Source organism: Coleofasciculus sp. C1-SOL-03 (assembly GCF_040220555.1).
Classification (GTDB): Bacteria; Cyanobacteriota; Cyanobacteriia; order Cyanobacteriales; family Coleofasciculaceae; genus Coleofasciculus.
Map to the genome: position 1 here is coordinate 83,022 of NZ_JAVJUO010000058.1, position 19,027 is coordinate 102,048.

At 47.2% G+C, this 19,027-nt stretch carries 15 protein-coding genes; 5 read left to right on the forward strand and 10 right to left on the reverse strand.

Features of this window, described 5'->3' with window-relative positions; all coding sequences use genetic code 11:
• Positions 1-51 precede the first annotated feature (51 nt).
• Together RIE73_RS08530 and RIE73_RS08535 are read left to right on the forward strand one after the other, a co-directional pair.
• A complete protein-coding gene (locus tag RIE73_RS08530) occupies positions 52-204 on the forward strand; it encodes a hypothetical protein (protein WP_446400783.1) in 153 nt (50 codons plus the stop codon).
• Positions 201-1,940, forward strand: coding sequence for a ShlB/FhaC/HecB family hemolysin secretion/activation protein (locus RIE73_RS08535; protein ID WP_446400784.1), 1,740 nt, complete (start codon positions 201-203; stop codon positions 1,938-1,940). The genes RIE73_RS08530 and RIE73_RS08535 overlap by 4 nt, the downstream gene beginning before the upstream one ends.
• Positions 1,941-1,988: 48 nt before the next feature.
• Here the strand turns inward: RIE73_RS08535 and RIE73_RS08540 are convergent, their stop codons facing one another.
• Entirely contained in the window at positions 1,989-3,428 is a 1,440-nt protein-coding gene (locus tag RIE73_RS08540) for a protein adenylyltransferase SelO (protein ID WP_446400785.1), read from the reverse strand.
• Positions 3,429-3,552: 124 nt separating this feature from the next.
• Here RIE73_RS08540 and RIE73_RS08545 point away from each other — a divergent pair, with 124 nt between their 5' ends.
• Positions 3,553-3,813 carry a chlororespiratory reduction protein 7 gene (locus RIE73_RS08545; protein ID WP_446400786.1) on the forward strand — a complete coding sequence of 87 codons (261 nt, stop codon included), beginning with the start codon at positions 3,553-3,555 and terminating at the stop codon, positions 3,811-3,813.
• 788 nt (positions 3,814-4,601) lie between these two features.
• Here RIE73_RS08545 and RIE73_RS08550 read toward each other — a convergent pair.
• Entirely contained in the window at positions 4,602-5,147 is a 546-nt protein-coding gene (locus RIE73_RS08550; protein WP_446400787.1) for a DUF2854 domain-containing protein, read from the reverse strand.
• A 304-nt stretch (positions 5,148-5,451) separates the two neighbouring features.
• Here RIE73_RS08550 and RIE73_RS08555 point away from each other — a divergent pair, with 304 nt between their 5' ends.
• Entirely contained in the window at positions 5,452-5,712 is a 261-nt protein-coding gene (locus RIE73_RS08555; protein WP_446400788.1) for a hypothetical protein, read from the forward strand.
• Positions 5,713-6,059: 347 nt separating this feature from the next.
• Positions 6,060-6,245 (forward strand): hypothetical protein, encoded by a 186-nt coding sequence (locus tag RIE73_RS08560; RefSeq protein ID WP_446400789.1) that lies wholly within the window; start codon positions 6,060-6,062, stop codon positions 6,243-6,245.
• A 97-nt stretch (positions 6,246-6,342) separates the two neighbouring features.
• On the opposite strand, the gene RIE73_RS08565 is transcribed toward RIE73_RS08560, so the two are convergent.
• The 8 genes from RIE73_RS08565 to RIE73_RS08600 all read right to left on the reverse strand — a co-directional run bounded on the left by RIE73_RS08565 (position 6,343) and on the right by RIE73_RS08600 (position 18,832).
• Positions 6,343-6,879 (reverse strand): NAD(P)H-quinone oxidoreductase subunit J, encoded by a 537-nt coding sequence (locus tag RIE73_RS08565; protein ID WP_446400790.1) that lies wholly within the window; start codon positions 6,877-6,879, stop codon positions 6,343-6,345.
• Entirely contained in the window at positions 6,872-7,615 is a 744-nt protein-coding gene (locus RIE73_RS08570) for an NADH dehydrogenase subunit K (protein ID WP_446400791.1), read from the reverse strand. The genes RIE73_RS08565 and RIE73_RS08570 overlap by 8 nt, the downstream gene beginning before the upstream one ends.
• Positions 7,612-8,487, reverse strand: coding sequence for an RRXRR domain-containing protein (locus RIE73_RS08575; RefSeq protein ID WP_446400792.1), 876 nt, complete (start codon positions 8,485-8,487; stop codon positions 7,612-7,614). The genes RIE73_RS08570 and RIE73_RS08575 overlap by 4 nt, the downstream gene beginning before the upstream one ends.
• A gap of 414 nt (positions 8,488-8,901) precedes the next feature.
• Entirely contained in the window at positions 8,902-9,264 is a 363-nt protein-coding gene (gene ndhC, locus RIE73_RS08580) for a photosynthetic/respiratory NAD(P)H-quinone oxidoreductase subunit C (RefSeq protein ID WP_446400793.1), read from the reverse strand.
• A 360-nt stretch (positions 9,265-9,624) separates the two neighbouring features.
• The gene (locus RIE73_RS08585) at positions 9,625-13,686 is read right to left on the reverse strand and encodes an amino acid adenylation domain-containing protein (protein ID WP_446400794.1); all 4,062 of its coding nucleotides are present in this window, start codon (positions 13,684-13,686) and stop codon (positions 9,625-9,627) included.
• A 1,116-nt stretch (positions 13,687-14,802) separates the two neighbouring features.
• Positions 14,803-16,251 (reverse strand): amino acid permease, encoded by a 1,449-nt coding sequence (locus RIE73_RS08590; RefSeq protein ID WP_446400795.1) that lies wholly within the window; start codon positions 16,249-16,251, stop codon positions 14,803-14,805.
• 803 nt (positions 16,252-17,054) lie between these two features.
• Entirely contained in the window at positions 17,055-18,071 is a 1,017-nt protein-coding gene (locus tag RIE73_RS08595; protein WP_446400796.1) for a histidine kinase dimerization/phospho-acceptor domain-containing protein, read from the reverse strand.
• A 143-nt stretch (positions 18,072-18,214) separates the two neighbouring features.
• Positions 18,215-18,832, reverse strand: coding sequence for an L-threonylcarbamoyladenylate synthase (locus RIE73_RS08600; RefSeq protein WP_446400820.1), 618 nt, complete (start codon positions 18,830-18,832; stop codon positions 18,215-18,217).
• Positions 18,833-19,027 lie beyond the last annotated feature (195 nt).

A 19,027-nucleotide genomic window follows, 5' to 3' on the forward strand; every position in this document is an offset into this window, starting at 1 on the left:
CAGCGCTTTAGCGCTTCAGACAGGCAACGGATTTTTGAACGGATGTAACGGATGAATCGTAAACCCGAAACTGAAGTGAGTTTATCCGTTGCCCACGGATTATATTTATATCGTTCAGTGCGATCGCGCCGTTGCCGTTTTGCCCGATTCCACGGGAAAACAAGAATACAAAAGCGGATGCCTTTTACTAGGAGGCTTTTATGACGGTCAATTCAACAGTAAGATGGATACTTATACCAATCTCTAGCCTTACCCTCTCAACCTGCCTAACCCAGAATACCCAAGCCCAGTCCCTACCGCCACCGGGCGTCACCCTTCCCCCAGAAACACCCGAAACCATCGAACAAACGATTCCGCAACCCCCCGCCTCACCCTTCCCCTCAGAACCCCCGACACCCCCTCCCCAACCGCAACTGCAAACCCCACCTTCCCAACCCCCACCAGACATTACCTCCCCAGAAAGCGATCGCGATCGCATCTTGATCAAAACCATAGAAGTCCTCGGCAATACCGTTTTACACCCAGAAATTACCGCCTTAATCGAACCCTATCAAAACCAAGAAGCCAGCTTCGAGGACTTACTCAACCTCCGCTCAAGTATCACTCAACTCTACATTGAAAACGGCTACGTCACCTCTGGCGCCTTCCTGGTCAATAATCAAGAACTTAGCCAGGGTGACGTCCAAATCCAAATCGTCGAAGGGGAACTTGAACAGATTGAAATTACTGGATTAAACCGCCTCCGAGAAGGCTATGTCCGCCGTCGCCTGGAACTCGCCACCCGTCCCCCCTTAAACCAAAAACGCCTAGAAACCACGCTACAACTCTTGCAACTCAATCCCCTATTCCAACAAGTCAACGCAGAATTAACCGCCGGGAGTACCCCAGGGCGTAATATCCTACAAATCCAACTCCAAGAAGCCCCCGCCTTTGGCGCAGGTATCGCCACCGCCAATACCCAATCTCCCAGCGTAGGTTCTGTGCAGAACAGTATTAACGCCAGTCATGATAACCTCTTGGGATTTGGCGATCGCATCAGTGCCACCTACGGCATCACCTCAGGAGTCAATTTCTACAACCTCAACTATACCATTCCCCTCAATGCCCGCGACGGCACTTTAACCCTAAGCTACAGCAATACCGACAGCCAGATTATTGAAGAACCCTTCGAGGACATAGAGATTAGAGGCGAAAGCCGCAACCTTTCCGCCAATTTCCGCCAACCCCTGATTTACACCCCAGAACGAGAATTAGGGATTGGTGTAGCCTTCGACTTGCGTCGCAGCCAAACCTATATCCTGGATGATATTCCCTTTTCCTTCTCCGAAGGTCCCGACAATGGGGAATCGAAAGTAAGCGTAATTCGATTTTATCAAGATTGGGTCAATCGTAGCCCTGGACGAGTCTTAGCCGCGCGATCGCAATTTAGTTTTGGCATTGATGCCTTTGATGCCACGATTAATGATATCGGCATTGATGGGCGATTTTTTACCTGGATTGGACAATTTCAGTGGGTTGAACAATTATCCCCCCGCGCCTTACTCGTCGCCCGAATTAATACCCAACTCACCCCCGATGCCTTACTTCCCCTAGAACGCTTCACCATCGGCGGTGTGGATACCGTCAGAGGGTATTCCCACAATCAACGGGTGGGCGATAATGGGATTATGGGTGCCGTAGAGGTTCGTCTGCCTGTGACCTCAAATCCTAATATACTCCAATTATCCCCATTTTTTGAAATTGGCACCGTTTGGAATAACCAAGGCATTACCTTTGAACCCGCCACGATTGCTGGCTTGGGACTGGGGTTAAATTGGTTAATTACGCCAGATTTATTATTACGCCTCGACTATGGCATCCCGTTAATTGACGTTGATGAAGAAGGGAACTCGCTGCAAGACAATGGACTCTATTTTTCCCTACGTTATCAACCCTTTTGAGATGTAGCCTCCAGTGTGGAGTTCCCCGCTGTTCCGTCAGTGATACCATTATTTTTTTCCTTGTAAGCGTTTCACCAACTCATCAAAGGGTTGCCAATTATCCTCGCGATCAATAGCTGTCCAAACCTCTTCAATAACAGGTCGTAGTAATGCAGTTTTCGGATTCTTCTCCTGTAACCATTCAGCCATTTTCTCCAACTCATCCCTTGACAAATCTTGCAAGAGATGATGGTATAATTCTCGCCACCTAGCTAACAACACTTGCTGTTCAGCCGACTGGCAAAACGACGCCTGAGCAAAAATTTGTGAGGCATCATCACGCCAAGTGGGATGAAACTGCTGGGTTAATTCGGTGAAGAAGGCATGATATCCTACTTGGGTTTCTTGTAATAACTCAATCGTTCCCTTGAATAAGCTATCCCCCTGCGCTTCATCTACTTGCTCAAATCCCAGCTTATTCAACATCAACTGTCGATAGGTCTGATGATAGTGTTGGTTATAAGCCGCTAACCCCGCTTCCATATCAGCTACCGGAATCACCATGCCTAACGGTTGCTGTAACATTTCCAAATTCAACCGACAAATACTCGGTTGATTGCCATAGCAATAGCGTCCGTAATAGTCGAAATACGCTGCTGTAAACACAGGATTATAGGTGGGGATAAACGCATAAGGACCATAATCAAAACTTTCCCCCGTAATCGACATATTATCGGTATTTAAAACAGCATGACAAAACCCGGCTGCCATCCATTGTGCCACTAACTCTGCCACTCGTTTCACTAACTCGGCATAAAATTGGCAATATTGCTCAACTCTATCCTGCTGTTGCCATAGATGGGGATAATAATAATCAATCACATGATCCAGCAGCGCTTTGATTAAATCCCGACGCTTAAAATAGCGCAACCGTTCAAACGTACCAAACCGGATATGAGACCGACTCATCCGTACCATCACCGATGAACGAGTCGGTGACGGTTCATCCCCTCGCCACAACCGTTCCCCGGTTTCAATCAAACTCAAACAGCGAGAGGTCCGCACACCTAAACCCTGCAACGCTTCCGCCGCCAGGACTTCCCGTACTCCACCTTTGAGGGTCAATCGACCATCTGCACCTCTAGAATAGGGAGTTGTTCCTGAGCCTTTTGTGCCAAAATCATAGAGTTCCCCATCGGTTCCCCGCACCTGACCATAGAGAAATCCGCGACCATCACCTAATCTGGAATTATATTCGCCAAACTGATACCCGTGATAGCGTAAGGCTAAAAAGGGTCGGATGCCGACAAATTTACCAAACGCCTGGATAAAATCGGCATCTGTCACCGTTTGTGGATCTAACCCTAAAATTGGCAGTAGTTGGTCATTGCGGAACCGCAGGTGATGACAGGGAAATTCGGCGGCGGCGACTTCATCAAAATAGTCATAGCCAAGGGATTCTAAGGCTCTTTCGTATTCTAAGGAGAGAAACATATTGATGTTGGTCATGGATCAGTGGTCATTTTTCTATACTAAATGCAAGGAATGACTCCAACCTTGTGTTCGGGACCTTCCAGGTTCTACCGAGGAACGAGGAGGACTCATCACTGTTGAACTCAACCCGGAATAAACCATGCCTGATTCAATCATGTACCAAGAGGATGCTTATGTTGTTCTGGAAACGAACCAACCTGAGCAATTTCTCACACCTGAGGAATTACTGGAAAAACTCAAAGCTATTTTAGCAACACGGCAGGATAATTTACCCCGTGATTTACAGCAGTTTTCCTCCGTGGAGGAGCAAGCCAAGTATTTAATGGAAACCTCCTGTGACTTGGATATGGAACCAGGAGAGTATTTGCAATGGTATGTCGTGCGGCTAGAAAAGCCGTAACCAAAAAAGAACTCCTGACCTTAAACGTCTGGAGTTCGGTGTGAAGTACCCCAACTTGCTTACGCGCTACACGCACGCTTTTCGATCGCTCTTATTTGGGGAACCTCCAACTAGCAAGATAGATTTGATCATTGAATTGGGCGCAAAGCTTTGCGCCCCTACAGTTTCCAGGCGTAGGATTAATCTATCAAATTAGATGTGCTACGCCACTACTGGACTGACACAGCTAAAATTGTGGGATAGGTTGGGTTCGTAGTAGGGGCTTTAGCCCCTAATTTATAAGTTTTCCGGGCGTAATACTAATCCACCCAATTAGGTGTGCCACCCCACTACAAAGGTGACATGCTTCCCTGGGTGTTTTTTTATGCCAAGAATTTCAGTAATTATTTGATCTCACCAAAGCCTTTTTCTACATCTGCCATGCTTCCATAGTCTTGGTCTGGCATTTGTTGGAGGATGTTACAGCAAATTTCAGGTTGATGAGGTACAGCCTCAAGCAAGATCCCCGACTTCCAGATCGAGACTATCGTTAGCGTTTTGATTGGGTTTAACGGAGTGAGCTTTAGAGTTGGCATTACCACCTGGCATAATTTTTTCCTCAATTCGTATGCTTGCTACACTTCAGCTTAGACGGCTTGTGCGTGAGACATACCCTATCTTTAGGATGAAATCTAGCCGTTTTTTCCGGGTCTTGTTGACTATCTGTGGCGGTAGGCTTGCGAGAGTATTCATTGCTCCCGCAAGCAGGAGAAGCAGAAAAGCTAACTGTTCCCAGGAACCTACCAAACTTAAGGTGCAGCAATCAACGCCACATCAACTTGGTCTTCTTCAGGTTGGCTCAATTCAACTCGGATATTCGGACCAAAGAATTTTTCTATTTTTTCCCGCTTTTGCTCCCAGGTTTCAAAGGGAATCAGCGGTGAGTAAAATTCCAGTACTAAGGTGTAAGCACCATCCACTACAGTTTCTCGTAAACTATTGAGGACAGGACGTTCCTCATCGCTAGGTGAGAGACCCAAACTTTCCAGAGAGCTATCCAGGTGAGCGTCTTGACCGTAACGATAACGCATTACATCTCGGCGAATTTGGTTTTGAATCGGAGTCGCCGTCTGCTGTCGCTGCTGTAACACGTCTGGTGGTGTGGGTTGACTTAAGGGTACAGGCTTAAGTTCAGCGGCTTTTAGGGCAAAACCACCCAGTAAGACGGGGATGCCGTAGAAAAATCCTACCAAATTTAAGGTCGCGTTCTCGGTGGCATAAGCCACAAAGCCGATGATAGTGAGTACTCCCCCCACCCACAGTCCAACCGTTCCCAAGGAAATTTTGCGTAACATCTTGATTAAATTATCTAGACACCAATCACTTTAGCTTTATTATCGTTGCCAATGGGTGGTATGGGAAATGATAGGATGCACAAACTCCGTGCTGTAGAGGTGGCTTGAGTTCCGCTAGGGGTGCATAGCGTCAAGATTGGTACTGTCTTGGTTATACTGGGCAAATTCGCTCTCTGGTAGTGCGATCGCCCTGTCGGCAGGTGTCGGCAGAAGTCCAGCCTTCTCTGTAGCATGGTATATAAACAGTTTTTATCAGCCCAGTTTTGTTTAGTCTGTTGTTGTCTATATTGCAACCTTTTTTACAATGATTCAAGAAAAAAAGCAACAAATATCCTCAAAAAAACACCGTTTTCGCGATCAGCTTGATTCCTTAAAGCGCGAAGATGAAACCCTGAATAACATTCTGGCTGTTGATGTTTGGGCATTAGCAAAAACCATGGATGAATTCTATCCCGGCTTTTGGTCAGCGTTTATGAAAAATCGCGAAAAGGCATTAAAGCGCTTTATTACCGAAGTGATTAAAAACAAACCCACGAAATCTAAACGTCCTCCTTTTCTCAGCTAGTACAAAAAGGCAGAAGTCCGAAGGCAGATGGCAGAAGGCTATAAGGAACATAATGTTGCTGCTTTTAAGGAGCTTGTTAACTGGTTAGTATTTGAAGCCGCGCTGCACTAGGATGCTCGTTGATTCATGGGAATCATGGAGTGAAACGACGGAATTCTTCTGTCGTTTTTAAGGTCAGGATAAACCAACAATATGCTACGATAATTATGACCGATGGACTCCTCTGGAAATCCGTCTCGTCTCTGTGTGCCTTTGCCAAGATCGTTGATATACCTAGGCTGAGGGAACGTCTTAACCGATAGCCGTTTGGGTCGGCAAATTAAAAGTGATCATAAAGGATAGAAACTATGGACTCCCAAACCATGCGAGAGCGATTAACCGTAATTGAGAGTAAGCGAGAGTTTCTTGTCAAACTTTTGGAGCAACCAAATTTAGGTACTCTGAGAATCGATGTCGATCAAGCCCTAGAAGAACTAGACGAGCTAATTGACGAATTTAAGCGAACATTTCCGGAATCGAGCAGTAATCCTTAATCAATTTTTGGTTTTCAAACTAGACCTAAAAAAGTAGGCGAGCAAAATACTCGCACTACTTTGTTTTTTGGGTTAAGAGCGGGGATAGTTGCTCAAATTAATAAGCATCCTGCAATTCATAGAAATCAGGCGAGATATAATCCTTCCGCAGGGGCCAACCCACCCAATCTTCCGGCATCAAAATCCGCTTCAGGTTGGGGTGTCCTTCATAGACAATGCCGAACATATCGTAAGTTTCCCGCTCTTGCCAGTCAGCACTCTTCCAAATCCAATAGACAGATGGCACGCTGGGATTGTCGCGGGGGAGAAATACCTTCACCCGAACTTCCTCAGGTTGATCAACATCATCGCTGATCTTAATTAAATGGTAGAAGCTGACCAACTCTTCGCCAGGACCGACATCATAACCCCCTTGACATTGCAGGTAGTTAAACCCATAAGCATACAAAGCCGTGGCAACGGGAATCAAGACCTCGGGTTGTACCTTAATCACCTCAATTCCCAAGTGATCCGGTTCCATTAACTCGGTTTCAAAGCCGTTTTCCTTCAGCCAGCCGTGGACTTCTCCTGTCTCAGCGAGTGGGGATTCTTCAGTATTCTCTTGGGTCTGTTCTTTGGACTCTTCTTCAGCCACGATTGACCTCCTGCTGTTGAGACGACTTCAGTGCCGGGGGTACAGGCATTCCCATCGCTTCGGTTAACTCCTTCGGTGGAGTGTGGCGATTTTCAGACCGCAAGTATTGACCCGTGAGAATATCGGGTACAACCTTCATGCTATGAGTGGTGCTGTAATAGCGGTGGGTTGGACTCAGAGTTGCCCGTTCCTGGATAGACTCATTTGCCACCTTCTTGCGAAGTTTAACGATCGCATCCATAATCGCTTCGGGACGGGGTGGACAGCCAGGGATATAAACATCCACAGGAATCAACTTATCCACACCCCGCACGGCGGTTGGTGAATCGACGCTGAACATCCCCCCGGTAATTGTACAAGCCCCCATTGCCATCGCATATTTGGGTTCCGGCATTTGCTCATACAGCCGTACCAGCGCTGGTGCCATTTTCATCGTGATTGTACCAGCGGTAATAATCAAATCCGCTTGTCGGGGACTCGAACGCGGCACTAATCCAAATCGGTCAAAGTCAAACCGAGAGCCAATCATCGCCGCAAATTCAATGAAACAGCAGGCGGTGCCATACATCATGGGCCACAGGCTGGACAGCCTAGCCCAGTTATAGAGATCGTCTACTGTCGTCAAAATGACGTTTTCTGAGAGGTCTTGCGTGACCTGAGGACGACTGATGGGATTAAGAATTTTCTCTTTTGGTTGCTGCTGTTGGGTTGCAGCGTTTGTTGTATCTGTATTCATCGTAAACCTCGTGAGACTCCAAGTTCAGCGAAGCAACTTGGAGAGGAACTCCAGGTCAAACCGAACCGTTCGATGCGGTAAGGTTTGACCGGTCCAGTTGAAGGCACAACGATTAATCCTGTGCTTCGCTGCAACAACTGAACTTTTTTTGCAGTAAACTGTCCAATTCGTTTCCAGTAACAATCGGAAACAGACAGTTTGGTTTTGGTGTCTCCAGAACACCAACCTGTATAAACTTTTCCGGCTTTTTCGGCAATTACCTTATCACCCTTCCTGATTCCGTGGCGGGTAATTGTGCCGCCGTACTTGCGCCGCTTTCCACCTTTTGACGGAACACACAAGTGCAGTTGCCTACGGGCCACAGGTGGTCTACGAATCGTCGCAAAGGGTGCAGGTGTGATTTGAACGTCACCCTTCCAGCTCCCATGTTTGTTGGAACCGGAGTGCCACTCTCGCCACCGAATGAACTCAAACGCGGCTAAGGTAACACCATCAACAGCGTGTGTCGCTGGAGTTTGATCAGCCTTGTTTTTCTTGTCTTTGGCTAATCCCAGCCATTTTCTAATATTGTATGGAATTTTGCGATTAATTCGTCGCCCTCGTCTTGCTCTACGTATGATCCGCCGAGCTTCCATTCGGTCTTTAACCGTTTTGAACGGCAGAATCAAATGTGCCATCCACAAGGTAGCACGACTCGATTGCACTCCAATTCCCGAATAGAGTTTTCCTGGATCTAATCCTACAGCAACGGGCTGCAAGTCTTCTCTAGAAGAGACGGTCAACTGCACCGCGAAGCATTCAAGATCGTTGTGTACAACTTTGGCTTTTCCTTCTTCCAACCAACGTCTAGCTCGACTAGCTTTGGTTGGCATCAAGGGTTTACCTGATTTTGATAAAACTGGCACTCGTAACATGGATATAATCCTTCGAGTTAAGTTCTTAGTCCCTTCCCGCCATCTCAGTAAAGATGTCCTGGAAAGACGTAGCATGCTACGTCTCTACTAGCGACTCGACAAAAAGTCTTAGAGATGCTCCGAACGAGGGAAGTATTCGGAAGTCTGTACCATACTGAGACTCAATGCGGATATTCAACGGTTTAAATTGTAATTTGCCTTACAATCCCTGACTTCAACGAAGTAAGTCAGGGTCGTGAACCAAATATTCGCGACTGGATACCTCTTCCATACATAGTATGGGCAGTTAGAAAGCCGCGCCTCCTAGGTAAAGTACAAAAAGCTCTAGGCTTTTGGAAAGCCTCTTCCATGCCTAAGCATGGACGGGGTAGTTTACGACCATTCCAAAGCTCCTTTGCGCCAAGCGTAAACGAGGGCAACGACGAGAATTGCAATAAAGATGAGTGCTTCGATAAACGCCAGTAGTCCTAGCTGATTGAATGCAACTGCCCAAGGATAGAGAAAGACGGTCTCCACATCAAAAATCACGAAGACCAGGGCAAACATGTAGTACCGGATATTGAACTGAATCCAAGCACCCCCAATCGGTTCCATGCCAGATTCATAAGTCGTCCGGCGTTCGGGGTCACGGATGCTGGGTCGCAGCAGCTTCGAGGCTGCTAGTGCGAGGATGGGGACTAAACTGGTTGCCAGTAAGAACCCTAAGAAATATTCGTAGCCGCTGAGAACAAACACAATAGGTAAGTGTCCCTAAATCTTGTCGTTATTACTTCTTTACATTCTTTTACCCATTATAAGGGTCGTTGGTTTTGTGCAAATTGAAGCGGGTCAAGTTTTTCGGGGGCGATGGCACTGAGATCCCCGACTTCTTGAAGAAGTCGGGGATCTGGTAATCGTCCCGATGTGAATGTGTTTCTGGAGAGTTCCCCGCGATCGCAACGTACCCCTTTGAAAGAAACACCTGTGATTCCCCTGTAGGGGCGACCCGCTTGCCTCAATGAACGACTGTATCCACTCAATTGGGTCGGGTCGCCCTCCAATGAGATCCCCGACTGATTCAATAAATCAGGGATCGGGTCGTTATCCAGCAATTGTTCAAACCAACTGGTTATAGTCCAGATAAGCTCGAATCACCTGACTATTGACTGAGGGACAGACAATATTCGTTCCAGCTAAACCTGCTAACGTATTCTGGGAGTCAAACGCCTGAGAAACTAAAGCCGCTGTTTCCAGATAGGGGCGTTGGTTTTCACCCACCCACTGGGTAAACAGGAACACCAACGGACTCAAAGCATTATCAGGTTGGGAACTAGCCACCTGAACCAGCTTGTCTTGCCACGTCGAATAGTCCATCCATTCAATCGGATGACCGATCGCCCGGATTTCGTCCACCAGTTGCCGTAAGGATACCATCTCCGGACTGACTAAGTGAAAGGTTTGACCGAATAAATCCGGTTGCTGGGACAGATGGATCATCGCTTGGGACACATAATCTACAGGAGTCAAACTCAGATTTAAGTCCAACTCCGGCGCACTCCCCAATTGAATCAACCCTTTGATTAATCGGTCAATTAGATCCCCCTGTTGAGACGCCCCGGTTTGGCTATGTCCCGTAATCATACCCGGTCGGTAAATCGACGCCGGAATCCCCCGGGCGTGTGCCTGTTTAACTAACTTCTCACCCACCCATTTACTTTGAGCATAACCGTCAGATAGGTCATCCCCTGACTCCAAATCATCCTGTTCTAAAATCACCGACATCTGAGCATAGCGCGGCGATTGAAACACATCCAGCGTTGAGACAAAGTGAACGGGTTTAACCTTGGTTTTGCTGGCTAATTTGAGAATCTCCTGGGTACCCAGAACATTCGCGGCTCGCAAGGCGCTGTAGGGATAAATTAAGTTGACAAACGCCCCATTATGATAGATTGAGTCAATCTCGCGAGTTAACGCCTCGTACTGCGACGCTGATAGTCCCAACCGAGGTTGCGCTAAATCGCCCAACACAGGCACAACCCGCGACTCCAACTTATCTGATGAAAGTAAATAGCGGTTAAAACTCGCGGCAATTTTTTGCTGACCCGCCTCCAGAGTTTTGGCACGCACTAAGCAATAGACGGTAGCATTTGTATGCTGGAGTAATTCCTGCAATAAAAACGCGCCGAGAAAACCTGACGCCCCTGTGATCAAAATCTTTTCCGGTGTCGTGTCCGGCTGACGATAAGGCTTTTCTGGATAAATGGTCTCATCCAAAACCGCATCGTTGACTAAATCCGTGACCGCGATTGTACCCGTCACCGTCGTCCCATCCCCTTCCGGTTGAGACAAATCAGCGTCAGTCTTAGCGGTAATCCTTTGAGCCAGTTCCGCAACAGTCGGCGCTTCAAACAGAGCAAACAACGGTAACTCTACCTGGAATTGTTCTCGCACCTGCGATAATAGTTGCGCCGTCAGCAGCGAATGTCCCCCTAGTTCAAAGAAGTTGTCATACACACCCACACGCTCAACATCTAATACAGTTGCCCAGATTTGCGCTAACGCCTGTTCAATGGGTGTGCGTGGTGCGACAAAGGTATCCTGAGCCACCTGTTGCGCTTGGTTCGGGTCAGGTAACGCCTTGCGATCGACTTTACGGTTAGGGGTTAGGGGCAAGCTATCCACTAACACAAAGGTCGAGGGAACCATATAAGTCGGTAGCTTATCACTCAAGAACGATCGCAACTGCGCCAGCGATAATCCTTGAGTTTTGACCATAAACTCAATACTCTGATGGATTTGCTCCTGCTGAGTGGGTGTGGTCTCAAAAATCACCCCAGCGTTTTCCTGAATATGCCAAACCACAGTGCCTTGCAGCCACAAGGGATGTTGTACCCCTGGCAGTTGTACCCGTAACAGCAAGGGTTGGTTGTTTTGCCAAAATGTCGGGGTGAGTGCCTTTAAGTTAATCCCATTGCGGCTGAAGTTTTGCGTGATCACTTCCACTTGTTGACCCGACTCAAATTCAGCCCGACCCTTGATCTGGAGGGGAATACGGGGTTCTGTCCGCAGATTACCTAAGCTGCGATGGAGTTTTGCCTTCTGGCTGGTTGTCGTATCAAACTTAATGCCCACATAATCTTCAAACTGCCAAACAACGCTTCCTTGCAGCCACAACGGGGTTTCGACTCCGGGTAATTGTAATCGTAGCAATAGGCGTTGATCCCTTTGCCATAGGCGACATAGGTGAGCGGTTGTTGCCTTTAAGCAAATCCCCTCATGGCTGATATTTTGCGTCATCACCTCAATTTTTTCACCGGACTCCAATTCCGCCAGACAATTAATGTGCAGTGGGATTCGGGGTTCTTGGCGACGCAAATCATGAACCATCAATCCCTGGGTTTGGGCGATGTGTTTGATACTTTGACGTAAACTTTGCTGTTGGCTGGAGGTGGTGTCTAGGGAAACATCTACCCATTCCAGGGCTTTTGTGGCAATGGTTCCAGTCAGTTCAAGTTCATCGGGGACGCCCGGAAACTGGCAGCGCAGCGTCAAGGATTGACCGTTTCGCCAGGAGGCGGGAGCATGGAGTAAACGAATACTATTGACCGAGAAATTGCTGGTGGTTAATTCAATTTCTGGATTCCCCTCACACGCCACCCAACACTTTGTTTCTAGGGGAACATGTTCAACGTCTAAGTCGCTAACCAAATAGGCAACCAAGCGCTTTTCGCCAGAACTGTCATCACGGGCGACAACCACCGCGTCTCGGATACCCGGATGCTGGTAAAGGGCGGATTCAATCTCACCCAGTTCAATCCGGAAGCCGCGAATTTTCACCTGATGATCCAAGCGACCTAAACATTCCAGAGTACCATCGGGTAAGTACCGGGCTAAGTCTCCGGTGCGATAGAGACGGGCATCGGGTTCTGGACTAAAGGGATCGGGAATAAATCGTTCATCGGTGAGGTTAGGTCTATTAAAATACCCTCGTGCTAAACCAACGCCACCAATCAGCAATTCTCCTGGTTCTTCTACGGGGACAAATTTAATCGGGTCTGATGAGTTTGGCTCAGGATGAGCTAGATAAATTTGGGTATTGGCAATGGGACGACCGATGGGAATCGGCTTGTCCGCCGATTCTACCTGATGCACGGCTGACCAGATTGTGGTTTCCGTCGGTCCGTACATATTCCACAGGGAAGCACTGCGTTCTAGGAGTTGACGCGCCAACTCGCGAGACATGGGTTCCCCCCCACAAAGAATTTTAAGCTGGGGATTTCCCTGCCATCCTGCGGCTAATAACATCCGCCAAGTGGCGGGGGTGGCTTGCATGACGGTAGCACCGGATTCTTGCAAAACCGGGCTTAACTGAGTCGCATCGGCGGCGACATCTCGCGTCACTAAGACAATATCAGCGCTAACGATTAAGGGTAAATACAGTTCCAATGCGGCAATGTCGAAGCAGATGGTGGTAACAGCCAGCAGGGTGTCATTGGGGGTGAGTCCAGGGGCGACACTCATTGAGGTGAGGAAATTGACCACCCCACGATGCAGCACTTGGACGCCTTTGGGTTTACCCGTTGAGCCGGAGGTATAGATAGTGTAGGCTAAATGGTCGGGCGTGACGCCACTGTCTAAATTCTCTGGACTATGTTTAGCAATTGTCTGTTGATCTTTATCCAGGCAAACGACTTTAGCTTGGGTGTCGGGTAATCGGGTGAGTTGGTCTTGTTCGGTGACAATGACAGGGACTTGGGAATCCTCAATCATCAACGCTAATCGTTCTTGGGGATAGGCGGGATCAAGGGGAACATAAGCACCTCCAGCTTTGAGAATCCCCAATAAACCCACTACCATATCCAGCGATCGCTCTAAACATATCCCCACCAGTACATCGGGTCCCACTTGGAGGGTTTGTAAGTAGTGGGCAACCTGGTTAGCGCGGCGGTTCAACTCCCGATAGGTTAGGGTTTGCCCGTCAAACCGTATCGCGATTTTGTCCGGTGTGCGACGCTCTGCTTGTTCAATTAACTGATGAATACAGTGATCGGCTGGATAGTAGGTTTGGGTTTGATTTAACTGTTCAAGTCGCTGCTGTAATTCACGTTTTTTGTTTGTATCAGGAACACCGTGGAATTGTTCAATTTCTAATGATGATTGAAAGGAACGATTCATCATATTTTCCCCTTGAAACAGGTTTACAGTGGTATTTTTTAGGATTAAGTCGGTGATTTGCCACTAAAACTATAGCTATTCGCTATTTTTTTAGCTGATCCAGGGGTCAATTTTTTTAGTGTCACCTACTTATTCCCTTTTACCAAATTAGATTCAGCAATTTAGTTGAGCAATAAATTTAAGAATTATCACTCAAAAGTACATTGAGTCCGATAGAGACTTTTTGATACTCAAGGGGGATAAAACTCTAGTCAGAAACCCAATCAATATTGCTTTCGGTATGATAGTAGCTGGTTTTTACCCGTTACTCTCAAAATTAGATAGGATTAGAAAACTCTCAAAAAATTAACTCACTCAATTGTTTCTGGCTAGAGAGCTACAACCGGAATAATTTGGGCTTGACAATTGTAGATGCACCCCCATAATCCTTCTCCATCACTAGAGCATAAATCATATAAACTCTTGAATTTCCTAGACAATGGTCTCAAGACGTCATCAATTTCTTCTGCCATAGCGATATCAGAGGGATAGAGTATCTGTCACGGTTGAGTTTGTCGGCTTTTGTAGCCTGTAATACAGTCGTATGACTTGTATTTTCTCTTTTTGTATAATATTCTAATCCTCTCATCTGATCAACAAACTGATGGGAACTTTATCCAGTCTTTAAAAAAGAGCATCTAGTCTTGATGAAGTCTTTAAAGGTTGAGGGTATAGCAATCCATTTGGAGCAAAAATGTATTTTAACTTAACAAAAATAGAATAAATGAAATAAACAATAATGTTTCTCAAACAAATAAGTGGGTGGACACAATTAAAGTTAACGGTTGAGATTAGGGAACAGGGAACAGGGAACAGGGAACAGTAAGGGTTTGAGGGAGATTTACAAAAGTTAATACAGTACCGTTTTCTTTTGTCCGACTACTTACTAGCTATCCGAGTCGAACTAGCTTCTTCCCAAACTATCAATCCGATTCTGAGGAGCTGCGAATCAGTAGGAAAACTCCTGTTAGCTCTGATTCGCGCTCTTGAAAATAACTAAAAACTACACCCAACACCCGACACCCGACACCCCACACCCCACACCCCACACCCCACACCCCACACCCCACACCCCAATTTTCACTCCTGATACCCCGTCAATCCCAACGCCCTCGCTTCTTCCGGGGCTTGAGCCACCAGTCGATTACTCCGGAACACTAAAAAGTAAACACTTGCCACAATCAGCGCTACGCCAATCCCCCAAACACCGCCTCGGTAATCAGGGATAGAAATACAAGCAATCAGGGCAAATGTCGCTAAAGCCAAGCCCACAAATGCTCCCGCCGTTCCCAATGGGCTTTCGTAGGGTTTTGGTAAATAGGGATTCCCCTTCAGCTTCATGTAGCTAACCATGACCAAAATATAGGAAATTAATGCCCCAAACACAGCCATATTCAAAATCACAGCATCTACAGCTTGAATCCCGGTACTCACCAGTAGCACACAGACAAATCCAATCGTCGCCCCAGCAATTAATGCCCGATGGGGGGTATGACTTTTACTCGTCACCGATAACCAACGGGGTAAATACCCAGCACGGGATAGGGAGAAAATAATCCGTCCGTAGGCAAACATATTACCGTGAAGACTGGCAATTAAGCCACAAATCAGTACCAATGCCGTGACAATAGTACTGGTTGCGCCGGCGCCAAAATAAGCCTCTAACCCATCTTGCAGAGGAGCATCGGATTGCCCAATCGCCACCGCGCCCCCGCCAACACCAGAATTAATCACCACGGTGAAAATTGACAGAATAATCAGGGTAACCATACCAGAAATCATTCCCGCTGGCATATTCCGAGGCACATTATCGGTTTCCTCCGCCGTCATCGGTAATTGTTCAATCGCCAGATACAGCCAGATTGCAAAGGGAATCGCGCCAAACACCCCCAACCAGCCATTCGGTAACCAGGTTTCTGATTGTCCCGGTTCAGCCGGAATATTAAACAGCAGGTCAAAATTGAATTCACCCGATACCAGCATACTCACATAGAAGATGGCTAATACTGTCATCGCGATGATGGTTAGCCAAAGACAGACGGTTATACTCAGTTCAAAGCCTCGGATGTTAATCGCTAAGAAAACAGCGTAGGCAAACACCCAGATAAAAAAGCTAGGCAGATTGGGAAATAAAGGCTTGAGGTAATTGCTTAAACTGAACACCAGCGCCGCATTAGCCAGGACATATTCAATCGTAACCGTAATCCCACAAATAAAGCCCCAAAACGGACCGAGGGCATAACGGGTGAACGAGTAGAATCCGCCAGCATGGGGCAGGGCGGTTGAGAGTTCGGCACTACTGTAGACCAAACAGAGATACATAATTGCCATCAAGACAGCGGCAATACTAAACCCCCAGAATCCTCCGGCGGCTAAACCATAGTTCCAACCATAGAAATCACCTGAGATAACAGCGCCAACCCCTAAACCCCATAAAAGTAAACTACCAGCATTTCCTTGAAGTTGTCGCCGTCTGATATAGCCATTATTTACTGTTTCGTAAGCCGCAATACCTTGAGAATGTTGCATCGACAAACTTTATCCTCAACTGTTTACCTTGCACCCCAATAACCATTCATTCAGCTCAAACCGTTGGTCGGTTAAGCTCAGCAGATTGGGCGGCGTTTCTTGACATCTTTTTCCCTAGTTGAGAGGAAAAACGGACGCCGCCCGTTCATTGCTGATTGCTGATTGCGAAGAACCAAGTCGTTTGCTGAGAGAGAAGCAAGTCCCATCTAGTTCTTTAACCGCATCATTCCATCTTTCGGCTAAATGTAATACAGATCCGGATTGACAGCAAAGCGGTTTTAAGTGTTGATATAGAAGTATCCTACCGGAAAGTAAATCAAACTGTATTACATAAATTCCGGACTTAGCTTGATAGTTGTATGACAAAAGGATTACAGGCTGTCGAAGCGATTCATATTTGTCCGGTGGAATACTTACACTATCGGTGGAGACAAGGCTCCAGGGCAGAAGGCTCCAGGGCTCCAAGGGAAGGAGTAAGGTTGCAAGGAAGAAGGATATTACGGTTATTTCGGCGGACATGATATCATGCCATTTTTTTTATCGTGTAACGAATAAACCACCTCAGCTAAGTAGTCGGACTTTCATTAAAATTAACGGTTGAGATTAGGGAACAGGGAACAGGCAACAGGGAACAGGCAACAGGCAACAGTAGTGCGAGCGTCTCGCTCGCTACTTTGTATAGTTGAGAGACAATTAAAGGAACAATCAAGCCTAGCATAAGAATCCCCACTCAGAATCTTCGATTTGAGTGGGGTGCGTTCAATGTAACTCAACAACCACAATGGTGCTATACAATCAACCGATCATGACTGCTCTGCCAACACCCGTTCGATCATCTCCGGAGTTGCTAAAGGCATAGTACATTGCAATCGGATACCCGTGTCTGTAGCGGAATCATCCCTTGGTTCCTTCCCAGGAATAGGTAGCAGTTCCAAGCGTCCTTGCATCACATTCACCAAGGTTTGCACCATCAACCAATTCATTCCGGGTGAGGTTGTTGATGAGGTTGTTTCCTGTGCTTCAGATTCTGATGTCCCATCCTCAGAGAGTAAATCAACGGCTTCATGCCAAATCGAGTTGGGAGATTCTACATCAACCCAGATATTCACCATTTGGGAGTTGTCAGAATTTGCTGTAGAAACCTGAATCGTCCCTTCTTCCATTTGGGCAATAGCGCTGTCCACAATTCCCACTAATACCTGACGAAAACGCCGGGGATCAGCTAAGATTTCGATCTCTGGGTCAGGGGAAATCACTTTCAGCCGCAGATTACGATTCCCGGCTTGCATGTGAGTGAGGACTTCGAGTTCTTCAAAGCATTGGCTCAATTGCAGAGGGCGAGTCTCCAGGCGGTTGGTGCCGTGTTCCGTTTTTGCCACAGCAATGACTTCATCTAGGAGTTTGACCATCTTCTGCGCCGAGGTATGGGCTTGAGCCACGAATTCCTTGGCTTCTTCTGGTGAGTCACATAAATCAGATAAAATGAGCTGATGCATCCCCATCAAACTACTCAGGGGCGATCGCAGTTCGTGGGATGTCCGCGCCAAGAACCCACCTTTATACTGGCTCATTTCATGCGCCATTTGGTATGCCAGTCGGGTTTGCTCGAGTTCCTGCTTCAGAGACTCTAGTTCATCTTCTTTCACAGATTCCGTCTCTTGCACAGATTCGGTCTGAGTTGGCTGAGATTCTTCCGGTTTTGACAGTTGCGGTTCTGGTATCGTTGAACCTTCTGGCTGTTTGCCAGAACGAGTAGCGCGGCTGACAACGAGTCCCATGACAATACCCACTACCAGATAGATCAGCTCTATGTTGCCCATATTTTTTCAAACGTTTCAACGTAATTCGCGGGACTCCCCATCCACAATCTTTGATTGGGCTGAGGGAGTTGACTAACACATTTTAGTTTTAGTCTTGCCATACCCGCCTTCAGCTCAAGCATAGCCCCTTTTCCCAAGAGTCATCATCCCTTAGACAGGGAACAGTCGAATGAGACAGCGCCTTGGCGCAAAATTTGCCAACCGTCTCCTGTCCATTTCACGACGGTAGAGGGTACGCCTTGAGTTTTGGGGTGAGGCTCCTCTAATTCCATGGATTCGGTGGGATGAAGGGTTAGCACCTGGGGAAACTCTGCCTCAATTTCTGGCATTGTGTGTAAGGGAGCTTTTCCGGAGACGTTGGCGCTTGTCGTGGCTAAAGGACCCGTCTGGGACAAAATCGCGATCGCGACTCTAGAGTTGGGGACGCGCAAGCCAATCGTCGTCGGATCGCTGGGATTCATCGCCGCCGGAACTTTATCCGCAGCGGGTAACACTAAGGTCAGCGCTCCGGGCCAATATCGCTTTGCCACTTGCTGCCACATCTCTAATTCCGCCTCTGTCCCCTTGACATAAGACCAAAGTGATGCTGGAAATGCCCCCATTAAAATTAAAGGTTTGTCATTGCTTCGCTGCTTCAGCGTAAATATCAATTCTGCATAATCCGGTCGTACAGCGAGAGCAGGTATCGTGTCGGTGGGAAAACTTACGATCTGACCAGAATTAGCGCCAGCCACTAGGGCAGACATGAAGACATGAGTCATATTGAGATTAGATAATACTCCAAGAGCGTCAGGGAAATATTTAATATTTTGCTGGAAATTAAGGCAAAAGTCAAAACTCAATCCTCTTGTTTACGGTCGGACAAAATTCAAGTTGATGGTTGAGATTGGGCAACAGGGAAGAGTCAGGATTTGACGATTGTTAACATTTCTTAGTCCAGTTGACAGAATTTATAT

Bases quoted from the DNA above. Each gene is read 5' to 3' on its own strand.
- RIE73_RS08530 (WP_446400783.1), top strand. From the start codon at position 52: ATGAATCGTAAACCCGAAACTGAAGTGAGTTTATCCGTTGCCCACGGA.
- RIE73_RS08535 (WP_446400784.1), top strand. From the start codon at position 201: ATGACGGTCAATTCAACAGTAAGATGGATACTTATACCAATCTCTAGC.
- RIE73_RS08540 (WP_446400785.1), bottom strand. From the start codon at position 3,428: ATGACCAACATCAATATGTTTCTCTCCTTAGAATACGAAAGAGCCTTA.
- RIE73_RS08545 (WP_446400786.1), top strand. From the start codon at position 3,553: ATGCCTGATTCAATCATGTACCAAGAGGATGCTTATGTTGTTCTGGAA.
- RIE73_RS08550 (WP_446400787.1), bottom strand. From the start codon at position 5,147: ATGTTACGCAAAATTTCCTTGGGAACGGTTGGACTGTGGGTGGGGGGA.
- RIE73_RS08555 (WP_446400788.1), top strand. From the start codon at position 5,452: ATGATTCAAGAAAAAAAGCAACAAATATCCTCAAAAAAACACCGTTTT.
- RIE73_RS08560 (WP_446400789.1), top strand. From the start codon at position 6,060: ATGGACTCCCAAACCATGCGAGAGCGATTAACCGTAATTGAGAGTAAG.
- RIE73_RS08570 (WP_446400791.1), bottom strand. From the start codon at position 7,615: ATGAATACAGATACAACAAACGCTGCAACCCAACAGCAGCAACCAAAA.
- RIE73_RS08575 (WP_446400792.1), bottom strand. From the start codon at position 8,487: ATGCCAACCAAAGCTAGTCGAGCTAGACGTTGGTTGGAAGAAGGAAAA.
- RIE73_RS08585 (WP_446400794.1), bottom strand. From the start codon at position 13,686: ATGATGAATCGTTCCTTTCAATCATCATTAGAAATTGAACAATTCCAC.
- RIE73_RS08590 (WP_446400795.1), bottom strand. From the start codon at position 16,251: ATGCAACATTCTCAAGGTATTGCGGCTTACGAAACAGTAAATAATGGC.
- RIE73_RS08595 (WP_446400796.1), bottom strand. From the start codon at position 18,071: ATGGGCAACATAGAGCTGATCTATCTGGTAGTGGGTATTGTCATGGGA.
- RIE73_RS08600 (WP_446400820.1), bottom strand. From the start codon at position 18,832: ATGACTCATGTCTTCATGTCTGCCCTAGTGGCTGGCGCTAATTCTGGT.